This is a genomic window from Herbaspirillum sp. C7C8 (genome assembly GCF_022627875.1).
Taxonomy (GTDB): domain Bacteria; phylum Pseudomonadota; class Gammaproteobacteria; order Burkholderiales; family Burkholderiaceae_D; genus Herbaspirillum.
Genome location: NZ_JABXGG010000002.1, coordinates 158,568 through 183,989, shown reverse-complemented (window position 1 = coordinate 183,989; position 25,422 = coordinate 158,568). Strand labels below are relative to the sequence as shown.

22 protein-coding genes are annotated in these 25,422 nt (G+C 63.5%); 14 read left to right on the top strand and 8 right to left on the bottom strand.

What is annotated here, in order from left to right; all coding sequences use genetic code 11:
- Both adeC and HWE01_RS03100 read left to right on the top strand, forming a co-directional pair.
- Nucleotides 1–1,503, top strand: coding sequence for an AdeC/AdeK/OprM family multidrug efflux complex outer membrane factor (adeC, locus tag HWE01_RS03105; RefSeq protein WP_283817506.1), 1,503 nt, complete (start codon nucleotides 1–3; stop codon nucleotides 1,501–1,503).
- Nucleotides 1,500–2,117: a TetR family transcriptional regulator gene (locus HWE01_RS03100; protein WP_241821068.1), complete on the top strand. Its 618-nt coding sequence runs from the start codon at nucleotides 1,500–1,502 to the stop codon at nucleotides 2,115–2,117. Before adeC ends, HWE01_RS03100 begins: the two co-directional genes overlap by 4 nt.
- Here HWE01_RS03100 and HWE01_RS03095 read toward each other — a convergent pair.
- Nucleotides 2,114–3,034 carry a LysR family transcriptional regulator gene (locus HWE01_RS03095; RefSeq protein WP_034350002.1) on the bottom strand — a complete coding sequence of 307 codons (921 nt, stop codon included), beginning with the start codon at nucleotides 3,032–3,034 and terminating at the stop codon, nucleotides 2,114–2,116. The two genes, HWE01_RS03100 and HWE01_RS03095, sit on opposite strands and share 4 nt — an antisense overlap.
- 161 nt (nucleotides 3,035–3,195) lie before the next feature.
- On the opposite strand from HWE01_RS03095, the gene HWE01_RS03090 reads away from it, so the two are divergent.
- The 4 genes from HWE01_RS03090 to HWE01_RS03075 are packed head-to-tail and all read left to right on the top strand — an operon-like array spanning nucleotide 3,196 to nucleotide 7,507.
- Nucleotides 3,196–4,410 carry an MFS transporter gene (locus HWE01_RS03090; RefSeq protein WP_502798417.1) on the top strand — a complete coding sequence of 405 codons (1,215 nt, stop codon included), beginning with the start codon at nucleotides 3,196–3,198 and terminating at the stop codon, nucleotides 4,408–4,410.
- A gap of 19 nt (nucleotides 4,411–4,429) precedes the next feature.
- Nucleotides 4,430–5,950 (top strand): amidase, encoded by a 1,521-nt coding sequence (locus HWE01_RS03085; protein ID WP_241821066.1) that lies wholly within the window; start codon nucleotides 4,430–4,432, stop codon nucleotides 5,948–5,950.
- 51 nt (nucleotides 5,951–6,001) lie between these two features.
- Nucleotides 6,002–6,352, top strand: coding sequence for a RidA family protein (locus HWE01_RS03080; RefSeq protein WP_008326782.1), 351 nt, complete (start codon nucleotides 6,002–6,004; stop codon nucleotides 6,350–6,352).
- A gap of 21 nt (nucleotides 6,353–6,373) precedes the next feature.
- Complete coding sequence (locus tag HWE01_RS03075) at nucleotides 6,374–7,507, top strand: NAD(P)/FAD-dependent oxidoreductase (protein WP_241821065.1); 1,134 nt, start codon at nucleotides 6,374–6,376, stop codon at nucleotides 7,505–7,507.
- Between the two features lie 15 nt (nucleotides 7,508–7,522).
- Here HWE01_RS03075 and HWE01_RS03070 read toward each other — a convergent pair whose 3' ends face one another.
- Nucleotides 7,523–9,121: a sensor domain-containing diguanylate cyclase gene (locus HWE01_RS03070; protein WP_241821064.1), complete on the bottom strand. Its 1,599-nt coding sequence runs from the start codon at nucleotides 9,119–9,121 to the stop codon at nucleotides 7,523–7,525.
- A 432-nt stretch (nucleotides 9,122–9,553) separates the two neighbouring features.
- On the opposite strand from HWE01_RS03070, the gene HWE01_RS03065 reads away from it, so the two are divergent.
- Nucleotides 9,554–11,275 (top strand): methyl-accepting chemotaxis protein, encoded by a 1,722-nt coding sequence (locus HWE01_RS03065; protein WP_241821063.1) that lies wholly within the window; start codon nucleotides 9,554–9,556, stop codon nucleotides 11,273–11,275.
- A 107-nt stretch (nucleotides 11,276–11,382) separates the two neighbouring features.
- Here HWE01_RS03065 and HWE01_RS03060 read toward each other — a convergent pair whose 3' ends face one another.
- Nucleotides 11,383–12,435, bottom strand: a complete 1,053-nt coding sequence (locus HWE01_RS03060; RefSeq protein WP_241821062.1) for a MerR family transcriptional regulator — start codon at nucleotides 12,433–12,435, stop codon at nucleotides 11,383–11,385.
- Nucleotides 12,436–12,688: 253 nt separating this feature from the next.
- Here HWE01_RS03060 and HWE01_RS03055 point away from each other — a divergent pair, with 253 nt between their 5' ends.
- The 3 genes from HWE01_RS03055 (at nucleotide 12,689) to HWE01_RS03045 (ending at nucleotide 15,126) form a co-directional block, all read left to right on the top strand.
- Nucleotides 12,689–12,826 carry a hypothetical protein gene (locus tag HWE01_RS03055; RefSeq protein WP_241821061.1) on the top strand — a complete coding sequence of 46 codons (138 nt, stop codon included), beginning with the start codon at nucleotides 12,689–12,691 and terminating at the stop codon, nucleotides 12,824–12,826.
- A gap of 13 nt (nucleotides 12,827–12,839) precedes the next feature.
- Nucleotides 12,840–14,660, top strand: a complete 1,821-nt coding sequence (locus tag HWE01_RS03050) for a putative bifunctional diguanylate cyclase/phosphodiesterase (RefSeq protein ID WP_241821060.1) — start codon at nucleotides 12,840–12,842, stop codon at nucleotides 14,658–14,660.
- A gap of 238 nt (nucleotides 14,661–14,898) precedes the next feature.
- On the top strand, nucleotides 14,899–15,126 hold the full coding sequence (locus tag HWE01_RS03045; protein ID WP_034350005.1) for a hypothetical protein: 228 nt from the start codon (nucleotides 14,899–14,901) through the stop codon (nucleotides 15,124–15,126).
- A gap of 17 nt (nucleotides 15,127–15,143) precedes the next feature.
- On the opposite strand, the gene HWE01_RS03040 is transcribed toward HWE01_RS03045, so the two are convergent.
- The 4 genes from HWE01_RS03040 to HWE01_RS03025 form a co-directional block, all read right to left on the bottom strand.
- Complete coding sequence (locus HWE01_RS03040) at nucleotides 15,144–15,461, bottom strand: type II toxin-antitoxin system HicB family antitoxin (RefSeq protein WP_237713516.1); 318 nt, start codon at nucleotides 15,459–15,461, stop codon at nucleotides 15,144–15,146.
- A complete protein-coding gene (locus HWE01_RS03035) occupies nucleotides 15,458–15,712 on the bottom strand; it encodes a type II toxin-antitoxin system HicA family toxin (RefSeq protein ID WP_241821059.1) in 255 nt (84 codons plus the stop codon). The genes HWE01_RS03040 and HWE01_RS03035 overlap by 4 nt, the downstream gene beginning before the upstream one ends.
- A gap of 110 nt (nucleotides 15,713–15,822) precedes the next feature.
- On the bottom strand, nucleotides 15,823–18,528 hold the full coding sequence (locus HWE01_RS03030) for a hybrid sensor histidine kinase/response regulator (RefSeq protein WP_241821058.1): 2,706 nt from the start codon (nucleotides 18,526–18,528) through the stop codon (nucleotides 15,823–15,825).
- A gap of 10 nt (nucleotides 18,529–18,538) precedes the next feature.
- Nucleotides 18,539–19,330, bottom strand: coding sequence for a response regulator transcription factor (locus tag HWE01_RS03025; RefSeq protein ID WP_008326794.1), 792 nt, complete (start codon nucleotides 19,328–19,330; stop codon nucleotides 18,539–18,541).
- A gap of 560 nt (nucleotides 19,331–19,890) precedes the next feature.
- Between HWE01_RS03025 and HWE01_RS03020 the strand changes: the two genes are divergently transcribed.
- On the top strand, nucleotides 19,891–20,565 hold the full coding sequence (locus tag HWE01_RS03020) for a response regulator transcription factor (protein ID WP_241821057.1): 675 nt from the start codon (nucleotides 19,891–19,893) through the stop codon (nucleotides 20,563–20,565).
- Between the two features lie 114 nt (nucleotides 20,566–20,679).
- On the opposite strand, the gene HWE01_RS03015 is transcribed toward HWE01_RS03020, so the two are convergent.
- On the bottom strand, nucleotides 20,680–21,600 hold the full coding sequence (locus tag HWE01_RS03015) for a dihydrodipicolinate synthase family protein (protein ID WP_241821056.1): 921 nt from the start codon (nucleotides 21,598–21,600) through the stop codon (nucleotides 20,680–20,682).
- 129 nt (nucleotides 21,601–21,729) lie between these two features.
- On the opposite strand from HWE01_RS03015, the gene HWE01_RS03010 reads away from it, so the two are divergent.
- The 3 genes from HWE01_RS03010 (at nucleotide 21,730) to HWE01_RS03000 (ending at nucleotide 25,417) form a co-directional block, all read left to right on the top strand.
- On the top strand, nucleotides 21,730–22,680 hold the full coding sequence (locus HWE01_RS03010; protein WP_008326816.1) for a LysR family transcriptional regulator: 951 nt from the start codon (nucleotides 21,730–21,732) through the stop codon (nucleotides 22,678–22,680).
- A gap of 464 nt (nucleotides 22,681–23,144) precedes the next feature.
- Entirely contained in the window at nucleotides 23,145–24,482 is a 1,338-nt protein-coding gene (locus HWE01_RS03005; RefSeq protein ID WP_008326817.1) for an MFS transporter, read from the top strand.
- Nucleotides 24,483–24,586: 104 nt separating this feature from the next.
- On the top strand, nucleotides 24,587–25,417 hold the full coding sequence (locus HWE01_RS03000; protein ID WP_175344481.1) for a phosphogluconate dehydrogenase C-terminal domain-containing protein: 831 nt from the start codon (nucleotides 24,587–24,589) through the stop codon (nucleotides 25,415–25,417).
- Nucleotides 25,418–25,422 lie beyond the last annotated feature (5 nt).

Genomic DNA, 25,422 nt, shown 5'->3' with positions numbered 1-25,422 from the left:
ATGAAATCCTTTCCGACCACCCGCGCCGCGCAACGCCCCCGTCTCCTGATGACGCCGCTGCTGCTGGCCACGCTGCTGGGCGGCTGCACCCTGATGCCGGACTACCAGCGTCCCGCCGCGCCCGTCGCCAGCCGCTTTGCGGGCGACCACAGTGCAGCGCCCGCCAGCACCACGCCGGCGACGGCCGTTTCTGATATCGGCTGGCGTGATGTTTTCACCGATCCGACATTGCAGGAAGTGATAAGTCTGAGTCTGGCCAACAATCGTGACCTGCGCGTGGCCGTGCTCAACATCGAAAAGGCGCGCGCCCAGTATGGCGTGGAGCGTGCCGCACTGTTCCCGACCATCAACGCCGCCACCAGCGAATCGGCCAGCCGCACGCCGGCCGACCTGTCGGCCACCGGCCGTGCGCTGACCTCACGCAGCTATACCGCCACGCTGGGTTTGAGCGCCTATGAACTGGACCTGTTCGGACGCGTGCGCAGCCTCAAGGAACAGGCGCTGCAATCCTTCCTCTCCACCGCCGAAGCCAGGCGCAGTACCCAGATCAGCCTGATCGCCGAAGTGGCCACGGCCTGGCTGACCCTGGCCTCCGACCAGGATCGCCTGCGCCTGGCCAGGGACACGCTGGCCAGCCAGAGCAGCAGTTATGCGCTCACGCAGCGCAGCTTCGAACTGGGTTCGGCCTCGGCACTGACCTTGCGCCAGGCGCAGACCAGCGTGGAAAGTGCCCGCGTGGATGTGGAGAGCTACACCGCCCAGGTCGATCAGGACCGCAATGCCCTGGTGCTGCTGGTGGGCAAGGACCTGCCGGACCGATTGTTGCCGCACGGCCTGCCGGATACCGCCCTGGCCGCCGCCAGTCCGCTGGCGAGCATTCCGCCCGGGCTGCCCTCGGAACTGCTGCAGCGCCGCGCCGACATCGTCGAGGCCGAGCGCTCCCTGCGCGCGGCCAACGCCAATATCGGCGCGGCGCGTGCGGCCTTCTATCCCAGCATCAGCCTGACCGCCGATGCGGGAACGGCCAGCGCGCGGCTGGCCGGCTTGTTCAAGGGTGGGTCGGGTTCGTGGAGTTTCGTGCCGCAGATTTCCTTGCCGATCTTCGATGGCGGCGCCAATCAGGCCAATCTGGATATCGCCACCATCAGCCGCGACATCAGCGTGGCCCAGTACGAGAAAGCCATCCAGACCGCCTTCCAGGAAGTCTCGGACGCGCTGGCCCAGCGCAATACCCTGGGCCGCCAGCTCAAGGCCCAGGAGGATCTGGTGGAGGCCAGCGACGCCTCGTATCACCTCTCGCAGGCACGCTTGAACAGTGGTGTGGATAGCTATCTGGACGTGCTCGATTCGCAGCGCACGTTGTATTCGGCACAGAAGACCCTGATCGGTACGCGTCTGTCGCGCTGGACCAACCTGGTGACTTTCTACAAGGCGCTGGGCGGCGGCTGGGTGGAGCGCACCGGCACCCCCGTGGCGAGCGATCCGGCCACCGCCGCGCCATGAGCCCGCGCGCCGCCAAGACCCGCGCCATTCTGCTCGACGCGGCACTGGCTGCCTTTGCCCGGCGCGGGGTGCGCGCCACCACGCTGGAGCACGTGGCCGCCAGCGCCGCCTTTACGCGCGGGGCCGTGTACTGGCACTTTCCGGACAAGGTGGCGCTGGTCAAGGCGGTCTTCGATGACCTGGTCTGGCCGTTCGACATCGGTCCCGAACTGGCGGTCTATCGCCAGAGCGAGCAGCCGCTGATGTTGTTGCGCGAAGTACTGTGGTTCAAGCTGCTCGATTTCCTGCGCAATGTGCGCCAGCGTCGGCGCATGGAGGTGGTGCTGCGCTATCGCGGCACGCCCGAGCTGCCCGAGGAACTGGGCGAGCGCATCGAGTCACTGAGCCTGCGCGCCTTGCAGCATCTCACCGCCGTCCTCAATATCGCCTATGAGCGTGGCCAGTTGCGGCGCGGGCTGACCCCCATCGACGTGGCACGTTGCCTGGTGGCGGCCTGCATGGGCGTCATCGCCGAGCACATGGAAGATCCGCAGGCGCGCCTGGAACATTCCTTTCACCTGGCGCCGCTGCTGGTCCTGCAAGGTGCCGGCGCGCTGCTGGAGGAAGACGCCTAATGCCGTGCGCTGGCGCGCGCAATCAGGGTGTTGAGGAAGGCGCGGGCGGCATCGGGCAGGGTGCGTCCGGCCAGGGACTGGATTTCCAGCTGCAGGGTATTCATGTCCTTGTCGCGGATGGGCAGGGCCGCCAGCTGCCCTTCACGTACCAGCCTGCGGATCGGCAGCGCGGCCGAGAAACCGATGCCCTGGCCGGCCATCACGAAGCACAGCAGGGCGCTGATGGAGTCGGCCGCCAGCGTCGGCTCCAGCAGGACGTTACGGCGGCTGCAGCAGGCGTCGATCAGGCGTCGCATGGTGATGTTCTTCTGCGGCATGGCCAGCGGGTAGGGCGCCAGCTCCGACAGGCTGACCTGCCTGCGATGGGCCAGGGCATGGTCCGGTCGCATCACTGCCATGATGGGGGCGCGCTGGGCGAACTCCACCTTGATGTCCGGATCCGGTGCCATCGTGAAGGTCAGGCCCAGGTCCACTGCTCCTTCGCGGATCTGCTGCGCCACATGGACTGCGTTGCCCACCGACAGCTGGAAACGGATGCCCTTGTGCTGAGCGCAGAACTGCTCGATGGCCACCGGGACGAATTCCAGCGCGAAGCCTTCGGTGGTGGCCAGTTTCACTTCCCCGCGCCGCAAGCCTTTCAGGGCGGCCAGTTCATTGCCGATGCGCTCGGCTTCCAGTTGCTGGCGCAGCGCATGCGCGGCCAGCAATTCTCCTGCGGCATTGGGCCGCATGCCGCGCGAGACGCGCTCGAACAGCGGGGTGTCGAGCTCGGCTTCGAGGCGGGCAATCTGGCGGCTGATGGCCGAGGAGGCTACGTTGAGGGTATGGGCCGCTTCGGTAATGGAGCCGCGCCGCACGACTTCAAGGAAGTAGCGTACGGCGGTCTCCTGCAAGATGCGGGTAGGGATATGGGACATGCAGCGATTGTAGGAACGGTTTGCCGATTCGGCAATCACTAATTCGAAAACTTGTACTTGTGGCAAACCATGTGCGGGCTTAGGATTGGCTCACCGATCGGCGGCAAGCTTGCCCGCCATCGCGTTGCGAGGGAGGCTTCATGGATGCTGCAAGGGCTGCAATGACGAAGGCGCAGGGCGAGGGACGTTACCGATACCTGGTGCTGGTGTTGCTTTATCTGGGTTGGTGCGTGTCCTATATCGACCGCGCCGCCATCACTTTCGCGGCGACCCAGATCGCCGGTGAATTCCAGCTCAAGCCCTCGGAGCTGGGCATCCTGCTCTCCAGTTTCTTCCTCGGTTATTCGTTGCTGCAACTGCCCGGCGGCTGGCTGGCCGATCGTTACGGTTCGCGGCCCGTGATCGTCGTTTCCATCCTGTTGTGGTCGGTTTTCACCGGTATCACCGGCATGGCCTGGTCGATTACCAGCCTGGTGGTGATCCGCTTCATCTTCGGCCTGGGCGAGGGCGCGTTTCCGGCGGCCAGCGTCAAGGGCGTGGCCGAACATTTCAGCCGGGCCGAACGGCCCAAGATGTCTTCGCTGCTGATGTCGTCCAACTACATCGGCAGCATGCTGGCACCGCTGCTGATTGCCCCGCTGATCCTGCATTTCGGCTGGCGTCCGGTGTTCCATACCATCGGCATCGTCGGGCTGGTGTTCGCGCTGGTGTACTGGTTCTGCGTGCGGCCGGTGCTGCCCGGCAAGGATGGTCCCAAGGCCATCAACAAGGAGGCTTTTGCGGCCCTGCTCAAGATGCCGTTGATGTGGAAGATCGTGGGTGTGTGGTTTGGCCTGTCCATCATCAACAAGGGACTCGACAGCTGGATGCCGACCTATCTGATGACCGTACGCGGGCTGAACCTGAAGGCGGTGGGTTTGTTGCTGCCGCTGCCCTATGTCATGGCCGGGCTGTCCACCGCCATTGGCGGCTGGGTCATGGTGCGCTTCTTCGATGGTCGCGAAAAGCTGCTGCTGATCGGCTCCTCCCTGCTCACGGCCATCTTCGTCTACTGCATGTACACTGCCCGCAGCGTGGAAGGTGTCATTGCCTGGCAATGCCTGGCGTATTTCTTCAAGTCCTTCGTACTGGCAACCTGCATCGCGCTGCCGACCAAGCTGCTGCAGGCCCAACTGGTCGGTAGCGGCGTGGGCATGGTCAACCTGGGCGGACAACTGGCGGGCTTCATTTCGCCGCTGGTGATCGGCTTCCTGGTCAGCGCCTTTGCCAACTACGACTACGCTTTCAGCTTCCTGATCGGCGCGGCCTTGTTCTCGGTGCTGGTCAGCCTGTTCATCCGCACCAGCAAGAGCACCGAGCAGATACAGCCGGCCTGATCCCACTTCAAGGAAATTCATGTCTGACATCCTCGTCGAAAAAAGTGCCGTCGAACTGCGCCAGCTGATCGGCAGCAAGCAAGTCTCTCCGGTCGAATTGCTGGACGCCTGCATCGCCCGCATCGAAGACCTCAATCCCCATATCAATGCCGTGACCGCCACCTGCTTCGAGCGCGCCCGCCAGGAGGCGCGCGCGGCCGAGCAGGCCGTGATGGACGCTCGCCCGCTGGGTCTGCTGCACGGGCTGCCCATCGGCATCAAGGATCTGGAAGAGACAGAAGGTCTGCTCACCACCTACGGTTCGCCCATCTATCGCAGCAATGTTCCCGCGCGCGACAACGCGCTGGTAGCCCGCCTGCGTGCCGCCGGTGCCATCGTGGCCGGCAAGACCAACGTGCCGGAGATGGGGGCGGGCGCCAACAGCCGCAATACGGTGTGGGGCGCCACCGGCAATCCCTTCAATCCGTTGCTCAATGCCGGCGGTTCTTCCGGTGGTTCGGCCGCAGCGCTGGCGGCGGATCTGCTGCCCCTGTGCTCAGGTTCGGATACCGGCGGCTCGCTGCGCATTCCGGCGGCCAAGTGCGGCGTGGTCGGTTTTCGCCCGTCGCCGGGGCTGGTGCCGAGCGAGCGCAAGCTGCTGGGCTGGACACCGATCTCGGTGGTCGGTCCCATGGGCCGCGATGTGGCCGACACCGTGCTGCAATTGCGCGCCACGCTGGGGCTGCATGCCAGCGATCCCTTGAGCTATGCGGTCGATGAAGGGGCCTTCGCAGCGCTGCCGCCAGTGGACCTTTCACGCTTGCGCATCGGCTATACCGAGGACTTCGGCGTGTGCGCAGTGGACGATGGCATCCGCCAGGTCTTCCGCCAGAAGATGGCCGCCATCGGGCGTTTCGTGCAGGTCTGCGAACCGGTCGAGGTCGACATGGGCGAGGCCCATCGCGCCTTCGACGTGATCCGTGCCGAAGCCTTCGTGGCGGGGTTCGAGGCCGCCTATCGGCGCGACCCTGCCTCGTTGGGCCCCAATACCCGCGCCAATTACGAAATGGGGGCGGCCATGAGCCTGTCCGACTGTGCCTGGGCGCAGAGTGAGCAGACCCGCCTGTTCCGCCGCTTCCAGCAGCTTTATGCGCGCTATGACCTGATCCTCTCGCCGACCACGCCGGTCTCGCCCTTCCCCTGGAGCGAGCTGTACCTCAAGGAGGTCAACGGCGTGGCGCTGGAGAATTACTATCGCTGGCTGGCCCTGACCTATGTGGTCACGCTGGCGACCAATCCCTCGATCTCGCTGCCGTGCGGACGCGATCATCGCGGCATGCCCTTCGGCCTGCAGGTGACCGGTGCCTTCCGCGACGATGCCCGCCTGCTGGCCTGGGCGGGAGCACTGGAGGCGGCGTTTGCGGGCGAGGAGACATTGCGTCGGCCACGTCCCGATCTGCACAAGCTCAAGACCGTCCACGCACCGTTGAACTCCATCGTCACCCATCCGCCTGTCCTGGATGGCGGGGCGACGGCGGTGGCGGCACAGTCTGCGGTATAAAACATTTATATAATTTTTAGAATTTATATCATTCCATTTCTTCGAGATTCCATGAGCACGATACAACGCTTCAACACCAATGCCCGCATGAGCCAGCTGGTGCTGGCCAACAATTTCGCCTTCGTCGCCGGACAGGTACCCGACCACGCGGGTGCGCCCATCGCGCAGCAGGCCAGCGAAGTGCTGGCCAAGGTCGATGCACAGTTGCAGGCGCAGGGCATTGCGCGCGAGCGTATCGTCAGCGCCAATGTCTGGCTCTCCAGCCCGGAGCACTTCGCCGCCTTCAATGCGGTGTGGGACGCCTGGGTGCCGGCCGGTCACGCGCCCACGCGCGCCTGCGTGCAGGCCCTGCTGATGGCGCCGGGACTGGATGTGGAAGTGGCCGTCATTGCCGCGCTTTGAAGCTGCCTCAGGAGCATGTCCATGAATGAGCACGGCCGCGTCGACTATCTCATCATCGGCGCCGGCATTGCCGGTGCTTCCATTGCCTACTGGCTGGCGCGTCACGGCAGCGTATTGCTGGTGGAGCGCGAATCGCAGCCGGGCTATCACAGTACCGGCCGTTCAGCCGCGCTCTACATGGAAAGCTACGGCCCGCCCCAGGTGCGGGCACTGACCTGTGCCAGCCGCGCCTTCTTCGATCATCCGCCCGAAGGCTTTGCCGAACACGCGCTGCTCACGCCGCGCGGCGCCTTGTTCTACGCTACTGCTGCCTTGCGGGAACAGCTCGATGCCCATGAGGCGCTGGTACGTTCGGTCTCCGACAAGGTTCAGCGCCTCGATGCGGACCAGACCCGTGCCATGGTGCCGGTCTTGCGTGAGACCGACCTGATCGGATCGGTCTATGAGGAAGACGCCAGCGACATCGACGTGCATGCCCTGCACCAGGGTTTCCTGCGCGGTGCGCGGGCCGCGGGTGCGCGCGTGCTGTGCAATGCCGAGGTGTTGTCGCTGCAGCATGTGCCGGCTGAGGGCCACTGGCACGTGCACACCAGTCAGGGAGAGTTCAACGCCGGCGTCATTGTCAATGCTGCCGGTGCCTGGGCCGACGAGATCGGCGCTCTGGCCGGGGCGGCGCCCATCGGGCTGGTACCCAAGCGACGCTCGGCCTTCACCTTTGCCGCACCGCCAGACAGTGCGCACTGGCCCATGTTCATGCCGGTTGATGAATCCTTCTACATCAAGCCGGATGCCGGCCTGTTGCTGGGTTCGCCGGCCAACGCCGATGCGGTCGCAGCGCACGACGTGCAGGCCGAGGAGCTGGACATCGCCATCGCCATCGACCATATCCAGAACGGCACGACGCTGGAAATCCGCCGTCCGGCCCATGTCTGGGCCGGCCTGCGATCCTTCGTCGCCGATGGCAGTTTCGTCGGCGGCTACGATGCGCAACTGCCCGCCTTCTTCTGGGCGGCGGGGCAGGGTGGTTACGGCATCCAGTCCTCACCGGCCGCCGGCGAAGCCTATGCCGCCCTGGTCAGGGGCGAACCCGTGCCAGCGCATATCGCCCGCTTCGGTGTGGAGGCGGCAGCCTTGAGTCCGGCGCGCCTGCGCTGAACACGCGGCAGCAGATCAGGTCGTGCCATCGCGGGTGGCCGATGCGTCCTGTTGCTTGCCCAGTACCACCGGTCGCGGCAACTGGCAGTCCTCGACCCGGTCACGGCCGTTTTCCTTGGCGCGGTACAAGGCCCGGTCCGCGGCCTTGAAGATATCCCCGATCTGCATGTCCGCACGCGCTACGCAGCTCATGACGCCGGCGCTGATGGTGACCACGCCGCCGGCATTGCCTTGGTGCGGGATCTTCAGGGCGCGCACCGCATCGAGGACCTTCTGTGCGATCCGGTGTGCGGCAGCCAGGTCCGTGTCGGGCAGCAGCAGGGCGAATTCCTCGCCCCCGTAGCGCGCTGCCAGGTCGCCGTGGCGACGCAGCACGGCGCGCAGGGTGCGGGCGATGTCCTGCAGGCAGTAGTCGCCCTGGATGTGACCGTACAGGTCGTTGTACTTCTTGAAGTAATCCACGTCGAACATCACCAGCGACAGCGCGCTCTTGCTGCGACTGGCATTGTGCATGACCTGCTGCAGCTGTTCGTCCAGGTAGCGGCGGTTGGGGATGCCGGTCATGCCATCGAGCATGGCCTGGGCCCGCAGGTTTTCGGTGAGCAGCTTCAGGGAAAGATTCTTCTTTTCGATTTCTTCCTCGGCCAGGTCACGCATGCGCACCACCCGCAGCAGATAGACCGTCAGCAGACTCACCAGCAGCACCGCCGAGATCACCACCAGCAGGTGGGCGCGTTGCGCCTCGCGCCAGTCGGCCAGCATGTCGTCATGGGACAGCGCAGCCGTGACGAACAGCGGATAGTCCGGCACATGTGTGAAGTAGTTCAGCCGCACCACGTCATCCTGGGCCGACCGGATCATGGCCCAGCCGGAGCGCCGCTGCTGCGCATTGTCGCGGTAGAGCGGCAGATCGGCCATGCTCTTGCCGAGAAACTGGGGGCCGTAGGGACGGCGCAGCAGCATGGTGCCTGTCGTGGTGGCCAGCACCAGCGAACCCTGCCTGCCGATATCAACCTCATTGAAGAGACCGATGAAATGATCCAGGCTGACCCCCACCCGGACCAGGCCGGCAGGATGGCCGTCGCGTTGGCGCAGGCGGGTCAGCGGAATGATCCAGCGTCCGGTCACGCTGCTGATGACGGGCGTACCGATCTGCAGGTCCGTGGGCTTGTCTTGGAGGTCCTTGCGCAGGGTTGAGGGAGTCGATAGCGGCTCCATGCCCGGCACCACCTCCACGGCTTGCAGGGCCGGCCAGCGTTGCAGTGTGTGTCCCTGTTCATCAATGACCAGCACACTGTCCATCTCCGGAAACAGCCGGCTCTGGCGCGCCAGCAGGTCCTGGATCAGGCGCTTCAGCTCGACGGCGGGCAGCTGGGGCTGGTGCTCCAGCGCCATGATCTCCTGGATCAGCAGGTCGGCAGCGCGAAAGCTCAGGTTGACCTGGATCGACAGCCCGGTGGCGATATTGAGGGTGGCAGTCTCGCCGCTTTTGAACGCCGCTTCCCGGCTGCTCAGGCTGCCATTGAGCAGGGCATAGCCGAACAGCGCCGTGCCAAGGATGGCCAGCACCAGCGAGATGATCCTGACCTTGTTGTTGAGACGTCTGAGGGGCATGGCAGGACTCCGGGCTGACTTCTGCTGAGTCAAGGCTATCTTGAATCAAATTAATCAAATTCAACATTTGTATTTTAATGTAAATTGTTTTTGGTTTATTTTATTGCAATAGTTTTTCGGCCCTTAAACACGTGAAGCTTGATGTGGATTAAGTCGCGCCTTGCCTGAAGGAATCTGTTCAATTGTTCTGAAATCGCACTTGTTTCCGCCCGGAATGTTGTTTTCCGGCAGGCAATGCTCACTGTTCTTCACGAGCGCGTGAATGACTCGGCAACTGTGGCGCTGAAATGCGACGAAACGTATGAAGTAAAAGATCTTTTTGCCGAATACGTTAAATAAATCGTTTATATTGCTTTCAAACAGCTGACAGCGGTCGGTTGGGCAGAGGGGTTGCCTGGGCTTGCTCAGGTTCAAAAATGAAAAGGGGATCGTATGAAAATGTCGGATATCAAGATCAGTGTCCGGTTGGGCGTCTGTTTCGCCGCACTCATTGCCGTGATGTGCGTGATCGGCGTGGTGGCGGTCAAGAATCTGTGGACGGTGAGTGCCATCACCGATGAAATCGTCAATGACCGCTACGCCAAGGTGGTGCTGGTCAACCAGATCAACGACAGGGTCAATTCAGCCGCACGGGCGTTGCGCAATGCGATCATCGCCCCCGATCAGGCCGCTACGAACAACTATGTGGAGCGCTCGCTGAGCAATACGCGCGAGATCAACGCACAGATGGCCGATCTGGAAAAGCGCCTTGCTACCCCTCAGGGCAAGCAATTGTTCGCCAAGGTCAAGGAGGTGCGTGGTGAATATGCCAAGTCGCGCGACAAGGTGGTGGAGTTGCTGCGCCAGCAGAAGAAGGTCGAAGCGGGAGAAGTTCTCTTCCGCGAAGCGATACCTGCACAGGACAAATACTTTGATGTCCTCAAGGAACTGGTCGCCTTCCAGGTGGCGCTCATGGATCAGAGCGTGGCCAAAGGGGATGATGCTTCCTCCAACGCGGTCAACACCGTGATCGTGCTGTCTGTCGCAGCCATTCTGCTGTCGGTGCTGTGTGCCTTGCTCATTACCCGTTCCATCACCCGTCCGCTCAATGAGGCGGTAGGCGTGGCCACGGCGGTGGCGGCGGGCGACCTGACGGTGCGCATCGAGGTCACTTCCAAGGACGAGACTGGCACCCTGCTGGCGGCCCTCAAGGCCATGAACGACAACCTGCACCGCATCGTCACCGAAGTACGCCAGGGCAGCGACACCATCAACACTGCCTCCAGCGAGATTGCCACCGGCAACCTGGACCTGTCCTCGCGCACCGAGCAGCAGGCCGGCGCGCTGGAAGAAACGGCCTCGGCCATGGAGGAACTGACCTCCACCGTCAAGCAGAACGCCGACAATGCTCGCCAGGCCAACAGCCTGGCCGAGACCGCCTCCCAGGTGGCGATGCAGGGCGGCAGCGTGGTCGGCGAAGTGGTACAGACCATGGGACAGATCAACGATGCGTCGAGGAAGATCGTCGACATCATCAGCGTCATCGACGGCATCGCTTTCCAGACCAATATCCTGGCCTTGAATGCCGCCGTGGAAGCGGCGCGGGCCGGCGAGCAGGGGCGCGGCTTTGCGGTGGTGGCCTCGGAGGTGCGGACCCTGGCCCAACGCAGCGCAGCGGCGGCCAAGGAAATCAAGACCCTCATCGACGCCTCGGTGGAGCGTGTGGAAAACGGCAGTCGCCTGGTCGAGCAGGCGGGCAGCACCATGGATGAAGTGGTGGCCAGCGTCAAGCGCGTCACCGATGTGGTGGCCGAGATCACTGCTGCCAGCGGCGAGCAGAGCGACGGCATCGAACAGATCAATCAGGCCATCGTGCAGATGGATGAGGTAACCCAGCAGAATGCCGCGCTGGTGGAGCAGGCCGCTGCCGCCGCGCAATCGCTGCAGGAGCAGTCGGGCCGCCTGGTGGAGACGGTCGGGGTCTTCAAGCTGGGTGGTCATGACGTACGGCGCCCGGCCGCCGTCAGTGCCGCGCGTACGGTGGACGTCACCGCACGGGCAGCGGCGCTGCCGCGCAAGCCGGTACCCAAGGCAAGTGCCCCGGCCAAGGCCTTGCCGGCGGCACAGCCTGCCCTCAAGCCGGCCGCCACAGAAGGGGACTGGGAACAGTTCTGAGGTGGCGGACGGCCTGGCTGGTCAGGCCATGCAGCAGTCAGCGCGTCCAGAGGGCGCGCTGTTTTTTTTGGGCCAGGCGTAATGAATCACGGCCGCAATGCGGGCCGTCATCGCGTGCTCCATTGCTCCGGAATGGTCTCCGGAGTGCGTGCCTGGGCCAGGGAAATCCCCTTGAAGCGCGCCAGCTTCTGCAGTGCATCTTCCAGCGGCAGGCGGGCGCGTCCGGCGGCGATGCGCAGTTCACGGTGCAGGTCGGCTTCTGCGACGGAGTCATCCTCGCACTGGCGGCTGTAGCGCTCGAAACCGACCAGTGCCGTCAACAGTTCGGCCAGGTGGCGCGGACATTCGCACTGCATGCGATCGGACTGCTCCGACACCGAGGCCAGGGTGCTCTCGCTGAAGCGCGGCGCCGGCAGCAGGTCGTCGTCGCCGGGGAGTTGGGCGGCGGTCGGCTCCATGCGCCGGATCATCTCGCACAGCCATTCCACATCGATCCCCTCTACCGTCTTGCGCACCACCCGATGCCCGGCCTCGGTCAGGCGCGCCACCATGTCAGGCGCACCGAAGCGATAGAGGATCAGCACCGGTACCTGGATGAAGGAACGGCGCAGGCTCTCCAGGCGCAGATCGAGATCGCTATCCAGGACTGTGCTCTCCAGCAGCAGCAGGTCGCCGTCGAAATGTTTGAGGTCCAGTTCGTCGAGGGTCTCGACTGCGGCAGTGACGCTCAGTTGCCGTTGCGCCAGCGCCTGTCCCACCGCCTTGGTGGCAATCCAGGGACCGACCAGCGCCAGGCGCATCGGCAGGCTGGCCTGGCGCTCGAGGGGGGCGGCGACTTCGCCAGGCAGGCCCTGCGCCAGGGCCTGCAAGTCCTGCGGGGACAGCGCGGCCAGCTTGCCGATGCGATGCCCGGCATCCACCAGGGTCTTGATCCAGACCAGGCGTTGCAGGTCTTCCTGTGAATACAGGCGCTGGCCGCCGCCGCTGTGCTGCGATGAGCTGATGCCGTATCGATGTTCCCAGGCGCGCAGCGTCTCGACCGACATGCCCAGCTGGCGCGCCACCGCACCGGGACGCAGCAACGGCAGATCGGAAAGCTCGGCGGGTTCCGAAGAGGCCGTGACCGCCGGAAGAGGGGATGAGTTTTGTATTTTCGACATTGTCCTATGTCCTATGAAAATTTTTTGTAAATGTACGGATATATTTTCCGGATATCTGTTCAGAGTCGTTGCAATGAAAATTCGTTGCATCGTTATCCAGAAATATTGCCGTTTGTTTTAATGATTTTTGGCAGTATGTCACGCTTTCTTGGAAGTGTGAAATGTCTTGCATCAAACAAGATCTGGCGCATTCCGTGCAGGCGTGCGCCGGGCGTCATCAGAGAACCTTGCTGTCCCTCCGGAAAGAACCATCATGAAATTATCGGACCTGAAAATCGGTACTCGCCTCCATATCGGCTTCGGACTGGTTTCGGCCATCCAGCCGAGCCTGGCCCTGCGCCCCGGCGTGCGCCAGTGCCGTGAAGACATGAGCAAGCTGGTCACCTTCTGATCAGGGCCACTCCATGCACGCCGACCTTCTCCGTCTGACCAGCCCGCTGCCCGGGCATCTCGGTCACGACCAGCCATCCAGGGATGAGCAGCAACGCCTGGCCGTACTCGATATCTTCTGTGTGCTCGATACCCAGGCAGACGTGCTGTGTGATCTGGTGACCGAGCTGGCCGCCACGTTGTTCGGGACCGAGATTGCGCTGGTCTCGCTGGTGGCCGAGAACCGCCAGTGGTTCAAGGCACGGCACGGACTGGATGCGCAAGCTACGCCGCGTTCACAGTCCTTTTGCAGTCACGTGATCGAGCAGGACCAGGTCATGGTGGTGCTTGACGCCACCCAGGATGCGCGCTTCGCCGACAACCCGCTGGTGACCGGTGAACCCGGGATTCGCTTCTATGCCGGCGCCCCGTTGCAGACTGCCGACGGTGTGCGGCTGGGGACCTTGTGCGTGATCGGCAAGTCGCCACGCACGCAGTTCGGTCGAGCCGAAAGGCTGACGCTGCGACAGCTGGCGGCCATCGTCATGGCCCGCCTGGACACGCTGCGCGTCTCCAGTTACGTGGACAGCCTCACCTCTCTGCCCAATCGCAGCCGCCTGACGGCCGACCTGCACAGCCTCGCATCCCTGGGGCAGGGCACGCAGGCGCTGGCTGGCAAGCTGACGGTGGTGGCCATCGATCTCTGTGATCGTGTCTACCTGCGCGACATGATCAAGGCACTGGGCTGGGACTATGTGGAAGGCTTCCTGATCCAGGCCAAGGAACAGCTGCGCCAGGCGCTGGGCGAGGTGGCGCTCTATCGCATCGGTACCACCACCTTCGCCTACCTGGAGCGGCGCGATATCTGGCAGCAGCAGATGGAGCAGGTCGAGCGCGCCTTTGCCCAGACCGTCCAATACCAGGGTATTCCGCATCGCCTGGAGATTTCGGCGGGCATCATGCCGCTGGCACAGTGCGATGACATCAATGAACTGGTGCCATCGCTGCTGACCGCCGCCGACAATGCGCGTGAGCGCGGCAATCTGTATTGCCGTTATGAGCAGCCGCTGGGACGTGAGCAGAAGCATTTTTTTGAACTGCTCTCGGCCCTTCCCGCAGCCTTGCTCTCGAGCGAGCAGTTGTGGCTGGAATACCAGCCCAAGGTGGCCCTGGCCTCCGGGCAGTGTGCCGGCGTGGAGGCGCTGCTGCGCTGGCGCCATCCGGTACATGGCGTGATCTCGCCAGGGCTGTTCATTCCGCTGGCCGAGAAGACTGCGCTGATCCGCCAGGTGACCTTGTGGGTACTGCAGCATGGCATCGAACAGGCCGCGGCCTGGGCGCGCCGTGGGCGGGCCATTCCGGTGGCCATCAACGTGTCAGCACGCGACTTCGACAATGACGACCTGGTGCAGACGCTGGTGTTGCTGTTGCGGCAGCACCGCATTCCTGCCGGGCTCATCGAGATCGAGTTCACCGAAAGTGCGATGAGCAAGAATCCCGAGAAACTCTACGGCAGGATCCAGGAGATCAAGCGCCTGGGCGTGAAGGTGGCCATCGATGACTTCGGTGCCGGTTTCAGCAATCTGAGCTACCTCAAGAACATCCCGGCGGATTATCTCAAGATCGACCAGTCCTTCATCCGGACCATGGAAAGCAATTATTCCGACCAGCAGATCGTGCCGTCGATGATCCATCTGGGACAGAAGCTGGGATTCGCCGTCGTCGCCGAAGGCGTGGAAACCGAAAAGTGCCGGCGCATCCTGCACCACCTCGGTTGCGAATACGGCCAGGGTTATGGCATTGCCCGACCGATGACGGCAGGTGACACCTGGGACTGGATCGCGGCGCGCGACTGAGTCGTTGCCCTCGTGCAGCACCGCCCGGGTCTCCAACGGTAGCTTGAACGCCTGTGCCAGCAGGCGCGTGAGCCTGCTGACGGCCTCAAGAGGGCAGAAGGATTTCGTGCCACGCATCTGGGCCGTATCGACCGACCGCACGGGAAGGGATCAACGCACCAGGGCGCAAGGTATGGCTTGCAGTGAGGATTGGTGAGGCGTATATTTCCGTATAGAAATATAATTTTGGAGACTTTCCGTGACTGTCCGACCGGTCCCCTTACCATTGGCTTCGCTCGCCATCCTGACCCTGGCGGTGGTGCTGCCGCTGACCTTGGGGGCATGCAGCCGTTCGCCCAAGGAGCAGCAGGCGTTTGAGCATGCCGAGGAGCAGTACCAGATCAACCAGCGCAACGCCGAACTGGCGCGCACCCAGCCCGAGGGCGAGTCAGCGGGTGGGGATGAACGCAGTCGGGAGCGCAACTGATCCGCAACGGCACGCCGTCATCGATACAGCGCCAGGGCTTGCGCTGCCCAGGCGTTGAGGCTCATGCCACGCGCTTCGGCCATCGTGGCGGCATGCGCATGCACCTCGGGCGAGACGCGAACCATGAATTTTCCTGAAAACGGCTTTTGCGGTGCCTTGCCCGCCTTTGCGCAGGTCTCCAGATAATCATCAACAGCCTCTTCGAAAGCGGCCTTGAGGGTGGCGACAGAGTCGCCGTGAAACCCGACGATATCCTGAATTCCGGCGATACGACCGATGAAGCTTTCATCTTCGTCGCTGTATTCGATGCGGGCAGCATAGCCCTTGTAGATCATTGTTCCCATTGCGTCATTCCTTTCTCAATGCGCACTCCTGCGTTGAGCAGGAAGCTGCGGGCATCGCGGATCTGATACGGTTTCGCATCCTTGGATGGATGGGGGCGGTGGAATGTCCCGATCACATCGCCGATCATGAAGCGCACACGCGATCCGCGTCCCTCGATGACCTGCGCACCCATGGCGATGAAAAGCAATTCGATCTGGCGCCACTCCAGTGAGCGGGGCAGCGGGTCGCTGAAGATGCTCAACAGGGTTCTTCGATGCGTGCTTTTCATGGCGCGAATTGGTATCAAAAAATGATATCATATATGTCGCATATTCCAAAAAATAACGGACGGCGCAAGTCTCGATCGAATCTTCAATCTTTTCGATCAGCCTGTCGGCACAGGGCCTCCAGTCCCGACAGATCGCCCGTCATCAGCAGTTGCCGGGCCGTGGCTTCGAAGTTTCTGCAGTCAGGATACTGTTGCAGCGCCTCGCACCAGTCGAGCAGATCCGACACCGCCCCCATCTCGATGAGCGACAGGGCCTGCTGCAGCTCGGCCTGAGGTGGCCGCTGCAGGGGCGGTGCGGCGGCTTGCTCCGGTTCTGAATCCGGCTGCTTCTGCAGGTCCAGCAAGCGGCTGATGGTCTCCTGCAGTTCCAGGAAATTGACCGGTTTGAGCAGACAGGCATCGAAATGCTCGCCATCCTCTTCGTCCCGTTCCGGTTGCAGCGTGGCCGACAGCAACAGCACCGGCACTTGCGGAAGATGCCGGCGTGCGGCCTGCAGCACGGCATCACCATGCAGGCCCGGCAACTGGTAGTCGGTCAGCACCAGCGCCACCTCAGGAGCATCTTGTGCGGCGATGCGGGCGATGGCACTTTCGCCGTCGGCATACAGTTCCACGGCGAAACCGACGCTGCCGAGCTGGTCGCCCAGCAGCTGGGCGATGTCGACATGGTCTTCCACCACCAGCACCAGGCGTCCTTCGCCATCGATCACGAGGTGGCCGCTGGCGTCTTCGAGGGCATCGTGGCGGGCGATGTCGTGTTCGCTGCCAATGGCTGCCGGCAGGCGCAGCGTCATCGTGGTGCCTTGACCAGGCGCGCTCTCCAGCGCCACCTGGCCCCCCATCTGCTGTATCCACTGACGCACGATGGCCAGCCCCATGCCGATGCCCGGCTGCGAGCGATCCGCATGGGCGCGTTCGAAGGGTTCAAACACGCGCGTCTGGAAATGCAGCGGAATGCCGCAGCCGGTGTCGCGCACCTGCATTTCCATGACCCCCATGCCGGACTGCGCTGACGCCGGATGCCAGTACACCTGCAAGCTGATCTGGCCATCGCGGGTGTACTTGGCGGCGTTGTCGAGCAGGTTGCCGAGGATGCGCCTTACCCGGCGGGCGTCCAGCGTGAGCACCGGCGGCAGGCTGGGCGCCACCTGCAGGCGGAAGGCATTGTGCTGGCGTTGCGCCAGCAGGGCGGCCTCCTGGCCGATCTCCTGCAACAGGGCATGGGCGTAGACGGCGGCCGGCTGCGGCAGGTCCGGGCGGTCGCCGCGCGCATAGTCGATCAGGTCATTGACCATGGCCAGCATGTGACGTGCACTGCGCACGATGATGCGACCATGGCGCGCGCGCTCGTCACCGCCGGTCTGCAGCATGTCGGCAAAGCCGAGGATGGAGGTCAGCGGTGTGCGCAGATCGTGGCTGATGCGGGTGAGAAATCCGGTCTTGGCGCGGTTGGCCTGGTCGGCCGCCTCCAGCGCTTCACGCAATTCACGGGTGCGGGCAGCGACTGCCTGTTCCAGTTTCAATTGCTCGCGCACACGCTGGTAGAGCATGCTCCACTGCATCTGCTCATGCTTGCGGTGCAGTTCGATTGCGCGACTGATGACCACCATCGTGCTCATGCACAGCAGTCCCAGCTGGAACAGCGCCGCGAAATGCCAGTCCGGCAGCAGGCTGCGCTCGACCAGACCGTTGAGCTCGAGCAGCTTGAGCGACATCCCCAGCCAGGTCAGTGCGAAGGACAGCGTCAGCAAGCGTGCATGCGCCAGTCCGCGCCACCAGGCATGCAGCATCGAGGCCAGCCAGACCAGGTAGGCCAGGGCAGCGCTGGCATTGGCCAGCGGCGCGGTGAGACGATAGTCGCCCAGGGCGGTCCAGCCGGTGATCATCATCAGCAGCACCACCATCCCGGTGTAGACGGTCTTCCAGCCGCGCAGGCGCTCCAGTCCGGCCAGTACATAACTCATGCGCACGTAGAGCAGGGTGGCCAGACAGCCCAGGGTCGCCGGGGCACGGACCAGCCAGGGAGCGCCTGCGGGAAACAGATAAAGATAGAGATAGCCCTGGAATGCCCAGATATACAGCAGTCCCGCGAGGATCCATGCTGCCATCCACCCGAAGCCGCGGTCGCGCCAGGCGATACCCTGGACCAGCGTATAGGCCAGCAGCAGCAGGGAGATGCCCAGCACGAAGGACTGAAATGCCAGCTCGCGACCTTCCTCCTGACGAAACGCGGCCGGTTCCCACAGCATCACTTTGAGGTCGATGGTCGAATCCCCGGCCACCCGCAGGACGAAAGGGCGTTGCTCACCCGGGGCCAGCGTGAGCGGAAACAAGGCGGTACGACTGAGGACCTCCTTTCCTGCCAGCGAATGCAGCGTACCGGCCTGTTGCGGCAGCAGGGACGGGGATGCTGCGTTTTCCCGGCGTGCCGGCAGATACAGCCGGACGTCCTGCAATCGTGCCGAGTCCAGCGTCAGCCAGCGCGTGAGGTAACGCGGGCCGGGGTTGCGCAGTTCTCCGCGCAGCCAGAAGGCACCGGTGCTGTAGCCTTCCTGCAGCATGGGCTGGTGCACCGACTCCCATTGTGTACTCTCCAGCACGGTGGCCAGTGGCAAGCTGCCGTCGGCCGTGCGCAGGATCTGCAAGCCCGATGTGACCACTGCGCGGCTGGGGACCTGTGTCAGGTCGATGGTCTGGGGCGGCAGGGAGGCCAGCGCAGGCAAGGCGGGCAAGGCCAGCGCAATACCCAGCCACCCATGCCACCAACGCCATCGGGACAGTCGCCACATCGCGCGCACATCAGCGCCGGAACTGGCTGGGGGGCATGCCGAAGCGTTCGCGAAAGGCCGTGGAGAAATTGGCGGTATTGCTGTAGCCCAGCGCCAGCGCGATGGCGCCGATATCGAGGGTGCTCTCGGAGAGCAGCCGGCGGGCTTCCTTCATGCGTTCTTCCCGCAGGAAGTCGAATACCGTCACCCCGGCGCAGTGCTTGAAGGCACTCGACAGGCGCCGCGCATTGGTGCCCACTGCCGCGGCCAGCGCATTGAGACTCAGCGGCTGGTCCAGCTTGTCGAGCATCAGCCGTCGCGCGGCCTGGAACAATACGGTGTCGAAGGTACTGGACCCGGCTTGCTGGCCAAAGCTGCCCACCGTGGCCGCAGGGGGCAGCTCGGTATGCAGCAGTGAACGCAGATGCACACACAGGCGCAGGCGCACTTCCTCGAAATCGAAGGGTTTGGTGATGTAGTCCACCGCACCGACCGACAGACCGTTGACCTTTTCCTCCGTGGACGCCGCCGCCGAGAGGAAGATCAGCGGGATATTGCGCGTGCTCGAGTTGGCCTTGAGCAGGCGGCAGCTGGTCAGCCCATCGTAGACCGGCATGCGGATATCCATCAGGATCAGGTCCGGCCGTACCGTCTGCGCCTTGCGATAGCCGTCCTGCCCGTCGCGGGCCACATACAGGCGCGCCCCATGGCGCAGCAGGAAGTCCGACAGCAGCATCCGATCTTCCTCGGCGTCGTCGACGACCAGGATGCGCTGCCCTGCCAAAGGTCCGGCCAGTGCCGGATGTGCTGATTTGTAGACCATATTCGCCTCATCAGAAATGAGCGCGAAGTTACCGCGAAATTTCGACAACACGAAGCGAAAATGGTCGGCCAGAAAATATTTTTCCCGCCATCAAAACTATGTGATCAGGAGGCAAAACATCGACGAGTAAATCGTCGAATAAATTCGATATGGCGATGCCTGCGAGGCAGGAACTGTCAGTGTCCGGGACCTTGGACGTGCTTTCATCGAGATGACATCAACGCGGGGATTTGTGAATTCAAGTTAAAGATGACCTCGCCTTTTTCAGACCCTGTTTTTCGCATTGAACCAGGGCGCGCATGCAGACAGGTAAAGCAGCGCGTTCTGCCTGCGGCGAATTCTCATCCCGCGAAATATTTTTCCTTGTACCAGAACCATGAGGCTGCCTTGCACAACCGCGCGCGCGAAATGCCAGTTCTCTTGCGCTAAATTTTGAGCGCGTCAGGAGGCGGGTGCCGTGCAGCAATCTTGTGCGCGGCCATGTCACGACGGCAAAGGGTCGGTCCGGCCGTGCCGGTCCGACGTGTCATGGGATTGGATCAAGATCAGGGGAGGCCTGTATGGCCAGCATTTTGTTGGTGCAAGACATCTTGAGAAGTGAACGCCACAGTGCGCTGGGCGGTTTTCTGGAAGCGCAGGGGCACAAGGTCAACCGCGTGATGGCCGATGGCGAAGAATTGCTGACGCCGGTGCAGCCCGGCGACATCGCCATCGTGCAGATGGGACGGGCCAGCGGGGCAGGCTATCTGCTGACCCGGCAACTTCGCCAGGCCAGTGCGCGCATGGGCATCCTGCTGTTGGCGGCCGAGCATGAGAGCGCGATGGTCCGTATCGGCGGTCTGGAGCGGGGCGCCGACTTCTGTGAAGCGATGCCGCAGCGCATGGAGTTGCTCAACGCCTATCTCGATGTGATGCTGCGACGGGTGGCGCCGCAGGCGTGGCGGCTGGACGTGGCCGGACGCACGCTGCATGCGCCACAACACGATGCGGTGGAAATCAACTCGCGCGAAGTAGCGCTCTTGAAGGCGCTGGCCAACAGCACCCGCCACGCCGCCGACCGCTGCACCATCGCGCACGCCTTCGGTGTAGATTGGGGGAGCTTCGATGAACGCGTGCTGGAGAAGACCGTCAGTCGTCTGCGCCGCAAGTGGCGCGACAGCACCATGTGTGATCTGCCGCTGCGCACCCTGCATGGCGTGGGCTATTGCTTTACCGAAGCGATTCAGGCGTGCTGAGGTGGCAGTGAGCGCTCTCGACGCTGCGCGCAGCCTGCACGCGCCCATGAAAAACGGGAGCCGAGGCTCCCGTTGCAAAAGGGCCGGTCGCTCTGCGAACCTGCTCGCGTTGACTTACCTGCCCCAGCTCAGAACCATCGGATCCAGACGGCGCGCCACGCGCAGCAGGCCTTCGCGCACCTTGGGGTGCATCGGGGCTTGCGGATGGCGCAGCATGTCGGACTTGATCACGCCGCCTTCGAGCATCAGTGCCTTGCACGCCGCCAGGCCGCATTGACGATTCTCGTAGTTGATCAGCGGCAGCCACTGCATGTAGAGCTCGGCAGCCTTTTCGGTGTCGCCGGCGAAATAGGCATCGACGATTTTGCGGATGCCATCCGGATATCCGCCGCCGGTCATGGCACCGGTGGCACCGCCGTCCAGATCGGGGATCAGGGTGATGGCTTCTTCGCCATCCCAGGGGCCGACCACGGCGTCGCCGCCCAGTTCGATGAGCTCACGCAGCTTGGAGGCGGCACCGGCGGTCTCGATCTTGAAGTAGGAGACGTTCTCGATTTCCTTGGCCATGCGCGCCAGGAAGGGCGCCGACAGGGGCGTACCGGCCACCGGTGCATCCTGGATCATGATGGGGATGTCGATGGCGTCGGAGACGCGGCCATAGAACTCGTAAATCTGTTTTTCCGACACGCGGAAGGTGGCGCCGTGATAGGGCGGCATCACCATCACCATGGCAGCGCCGGCATCTTGCGCCGCACGGCTGCGCTCGGCGCAGATCTGGCTGCCGAAGTGGGTGGTGGTAACGATCACCGGCACCCGACCAGCCACGTGCTTCAGAACGGTGTCCTGCACCAGCACGCGCTCGTCGTCGGAGAGCACGAACTGCTCCGAGAAGTTGGCCAGGATGCAGATGCCGTTGGAGCCGGCATCGATCATGAAGTCGATGGCGCGCTTCTGGCCTTCCAGGTCCAGCTTGCCGTCCTGGTCGAAGATGGTCGGGGCGACCGGGAATACGCCGCGATAAATGGGGGTGCTCATGGGAGTCTCCGTCTTGGTTGTCGTGGGCCATCAGGCGATGGCGGTGTGCAATGGGGCTCAATATACGGGCGCGCCGATGGCCTGTATAGTGAAGACTTTCCATCATGTGATCGCTTTTTGGAATCACCCATGAAACCCGCGCCCAGCCAGCAACGTCTCAACAGTCTCCTGTCCCGCCTGCGCATGAAGCAGCTGCAACTGCTCATCGCGCTGGACGAGCACCAATCGCTGCACAAGGCCTCCAGCGCCCTGGCCATGACCCAGTCGGCCGCCAGCAAATCGCTGGCCGAGCTCGAAGCGATGCTGGATGCGCAATTGTTTGAACGGACCCGATCCGGTCTCATTCCCAATCAGTTCGGTCATTGCGTCATCCGTTATGCGCGCCTGATGGCGACCGATCTCGGTTCGCTGTGCGAGGAGATGGCGCAGATCCGCTCCGGACGCGGTGGGCGGCTGGCCATCGGGGCGGTCATGGGGGCCTTGCCGGAACTGGTGGTGCCGGCGGTGGATGCCTTGCAGCGGCGCCATCCGGAGCTCTCCATCGATATTGTCGAGCAGACCAGCCGACAATTGCTGAGCCTGCTCGACGAGGGCCATCTCGATTTGCTGGTGGCGCGCGCCAGCGTCTCCGACAATCCCGGCAAGTATCACTATCAGCCCTTGTCGGAAGAACCGCTGTCGGTGGTGGTCTCGGGCGAACATCCGCGCCCGCGTGGCAGGCAGATGCGTCTGGCGGCGCTGGCGGGCTATCGCTGGGTGACCTATCCCAGCCACATGCCCCTGCATGCGGTGCTGGAGCGCGAAATGGACCTGGCCGGGGTCAGCATGCCGGGCAATGCCATCTCTACCGCCTCGACCTTCGTGACGGTGGCCTTGCTGCAGCAGGGGACCGACATGGTTTCTATCCTGCCCACGGCGGTGGCCGAGATGTTCGTCAGGCGCGGCATGTTGCGTATCCTGCCGGTGAAACTGCGTTCGATGTCGCAGACCATCGGCATCGTCACGCGCAAGGGCGGGCAGTTGTCCAGGGCGGGTGAAGCCTTCGTGGGCTTGTTGCGCCAAGAGGCCAGCGCCGTTTGATCCTGCGCCGGCGCCCGGCCATGGTCGGGCGCGGCGGATGCTGCTGCTGCCGCGGTCTTCCTGTCTGTCTCTCTTTCCTCACTGTTAAGCACAAAGCTTCACTTGCGCCGCTCAGCCGGCAGCAGGCCTGCTCCGTTCGCCCTTGCCCGATGCTCGTGGCCGGACGCTGACCCGCCGCAAAGCGCCAAGGGACGGAGCTTGGCGGCCGAAGTGAAAGGATCTTCACCTCATCCATGCAAAAAATTTGAGCTAGCATTTTTGGTGTAATGGTATAGTGATTATACCAGTTGGTCTTCTCCGGCTTGATCTGTGCGTTGCCTTCTGGAAAAACAACGAAATAACAAAGAAACAACCAAGGCAGCCAGGCGACCGCAAGGCGCACAGCCCCCGCGTCCCTGGCCAAACCCGTAGAGGTTGTCGTTGATCAGGCACAGCCTCTGAACCCGACAGGAGACAAGACAACAATGGAGACGCCCCAAAGCGCCGTCGAAAGATCGGCCATCCGCAAGGTCGCAATGCGGCTAGTGCCCTTCGTGGGCCTGATGTTTTTCATCAATTTTCTGGATCGCACGGCGATTTCCTTCGCCGGCCCCAATGGCATGAGCCGTGATCTGGCCCTGACCGCCGCCCAGTTCGGGTTTGCGGCCGGGGTCTTCTTCATCGGTTATGTGCTGCTCGAAATCCCCAGCAACCTGGCCCTGCACAAGTACGGCGCGCGCCGCTGGCTGGCGCGCATCATGGTCACCTGGGGCATCGTGGCGTTGCTGTTTACCTGGGTCAGCAGCGTGGAGGGGCTGTATGTGCTGCGCTTCCTGCTGGGTGTGGCCGAGGCCGGGTTCTTCCCGGGAGCCATTCTCTACTTGAGCCTGTGGGTGCCGGCCAGGCATCGCAGCCATATCCTGGCCTTGTTCTATCTGGCCCAGCCGCTGACCATCGTCATCGGCGCGCCGATGGCCGCGCTGCTCATCGAGGCACATGGCCTGTTCGGGCTGGAAGGCTGGCGCGTGATGTTCGCCGGGGTGGCACTGCCGGCCATCGCGGTGGGCGTGATGGCCTGGTTCTATCTGGCCGACCGGCCCGCCGATGCCAAATGGCTCGACGAGGCCGAGCGCAAGTGGCTCACGGCCGCCCTGCAAGCCGAACAGGGCAACAAGCGTGTCGAGCACGTGGCCCATGCGGGCGCGGCACTGAAGAATCCGCGCGTGTGGCTGCTGGCCCTGGTGTACTTCGGATTGATCTATGGCCTGTATGCCCTGGCTTTCTTCCTGCCGACCATCATCGGTGGTTTCGAGGCGCAATTCGGCAGCAAATTCAATGTGTTCCAGAAGGGGCTGATCACCGCCATTCCCTACCTGCCGGCGGCCATCGCCCTGTTCCTGTGGAGCCGTGACGCCACCCGGCGCGGCGTGCGCAGCTGGCACGTGGGCCTGCCCGCCTTGCTGGGCGCCATCAGCATCCCGGCGGCACTTTACATGCAGAGCCCGGCCACCACGGTGCTGGCCATCACGGTGACCGCCTGCGCCATCTTCTCGGCCCTGCCGACCTTCTGGTCGATTCCGGCACGTTTCCTCTCGGGAGCGGCCGCGGCCGCAGGGATTGCACTGATCAACACGGTGGGCAACGCGGCCGGCTTCATGGCGCCCTTCATCACCGGGGCGATCAAGGATGCCACCGGCAGCTACCAGGCGCCGATGTTCGTGGTGGGTGCGCTCATGGCGGTGTCGGCGGCGGTGATCTTCGCCATCGGCGCCGGTGCCCGTGAAGAGGCCGCCGAACTGCAGGCACGCGTGATTGCCGAGTGAAGGCAATCCATGGCCAGTGGCATGGGCTCAACGCCGCGCTGGCCAGCAAGCAATGAACCCGCTCACCGCGTGAGCGGGCCGGTAACGATGACAGGAGAAATCACATGAAGGAAAAAATTGCACTCTTCGGCGCAGGCGGCAAGATGGGCGTTCGCCTGGCGAAGAATCTGAAGAAATCCGACTACCGCGTGGCGCACGTGGAAGTCAGTCCGGCCGGCCAGCAGCGCCTGCGCGAGGAAGTCGGCGTGGAGTGCGTCAGCATCGATGCCGCGCTGGACAATGTGGACGTGGTCATCCTGGCCGTGCCCGATACCCTGATCGGCAAGATCGCCGCCGAGATCTCCCCCAAGCTGCGCGCCGGGGTGATGGTGATGACCCTGGACGCGGCCGCACCCTTCGCCGGCCACCTGCCGGATCGTCCGGACCTGGTCTACTTCGTGGCCCATCCCTGCCATCCGCCCATTTTCAATGACGAGACCACGAGCGAAGGCCGTCGCGACTTCTTCGGCGGCGGTGCGGCCCGACAATCGATCACCAGCGCCCTGATGCAGGGGCCCGAGTCGGCCTTCGACCTGGGGGAGGACGTGGCCAAGGTCATCTACCAGCCCATCCTGCGCAGCTATCGTCTGACGGTGGAGCAGATGGCGATCCTGGAGCCGGGCCTGTCGGAAACCGTCTGTGCCACCTTGCTCTACGCAATGAAGCAAGCCATGGACGAGACGGTACGCCGTGGCGTGCCGGAAGAGGCGGCGCGTGATTTCCTGCTGGGCCACATGAACATCCTCGGGGCGGTGATCTTCAAGGAGATCCCGGGGGCGTTTTCGGACGCCTGCAACAAGGCCATCCAGAACGGCTTGCCGCGTCTCTTGCGCGACGATTGGCTCAAGGTCTTCGACCACGACGAGATCGCGGAGAGCATCCGCCGCATCACCTGACCAGG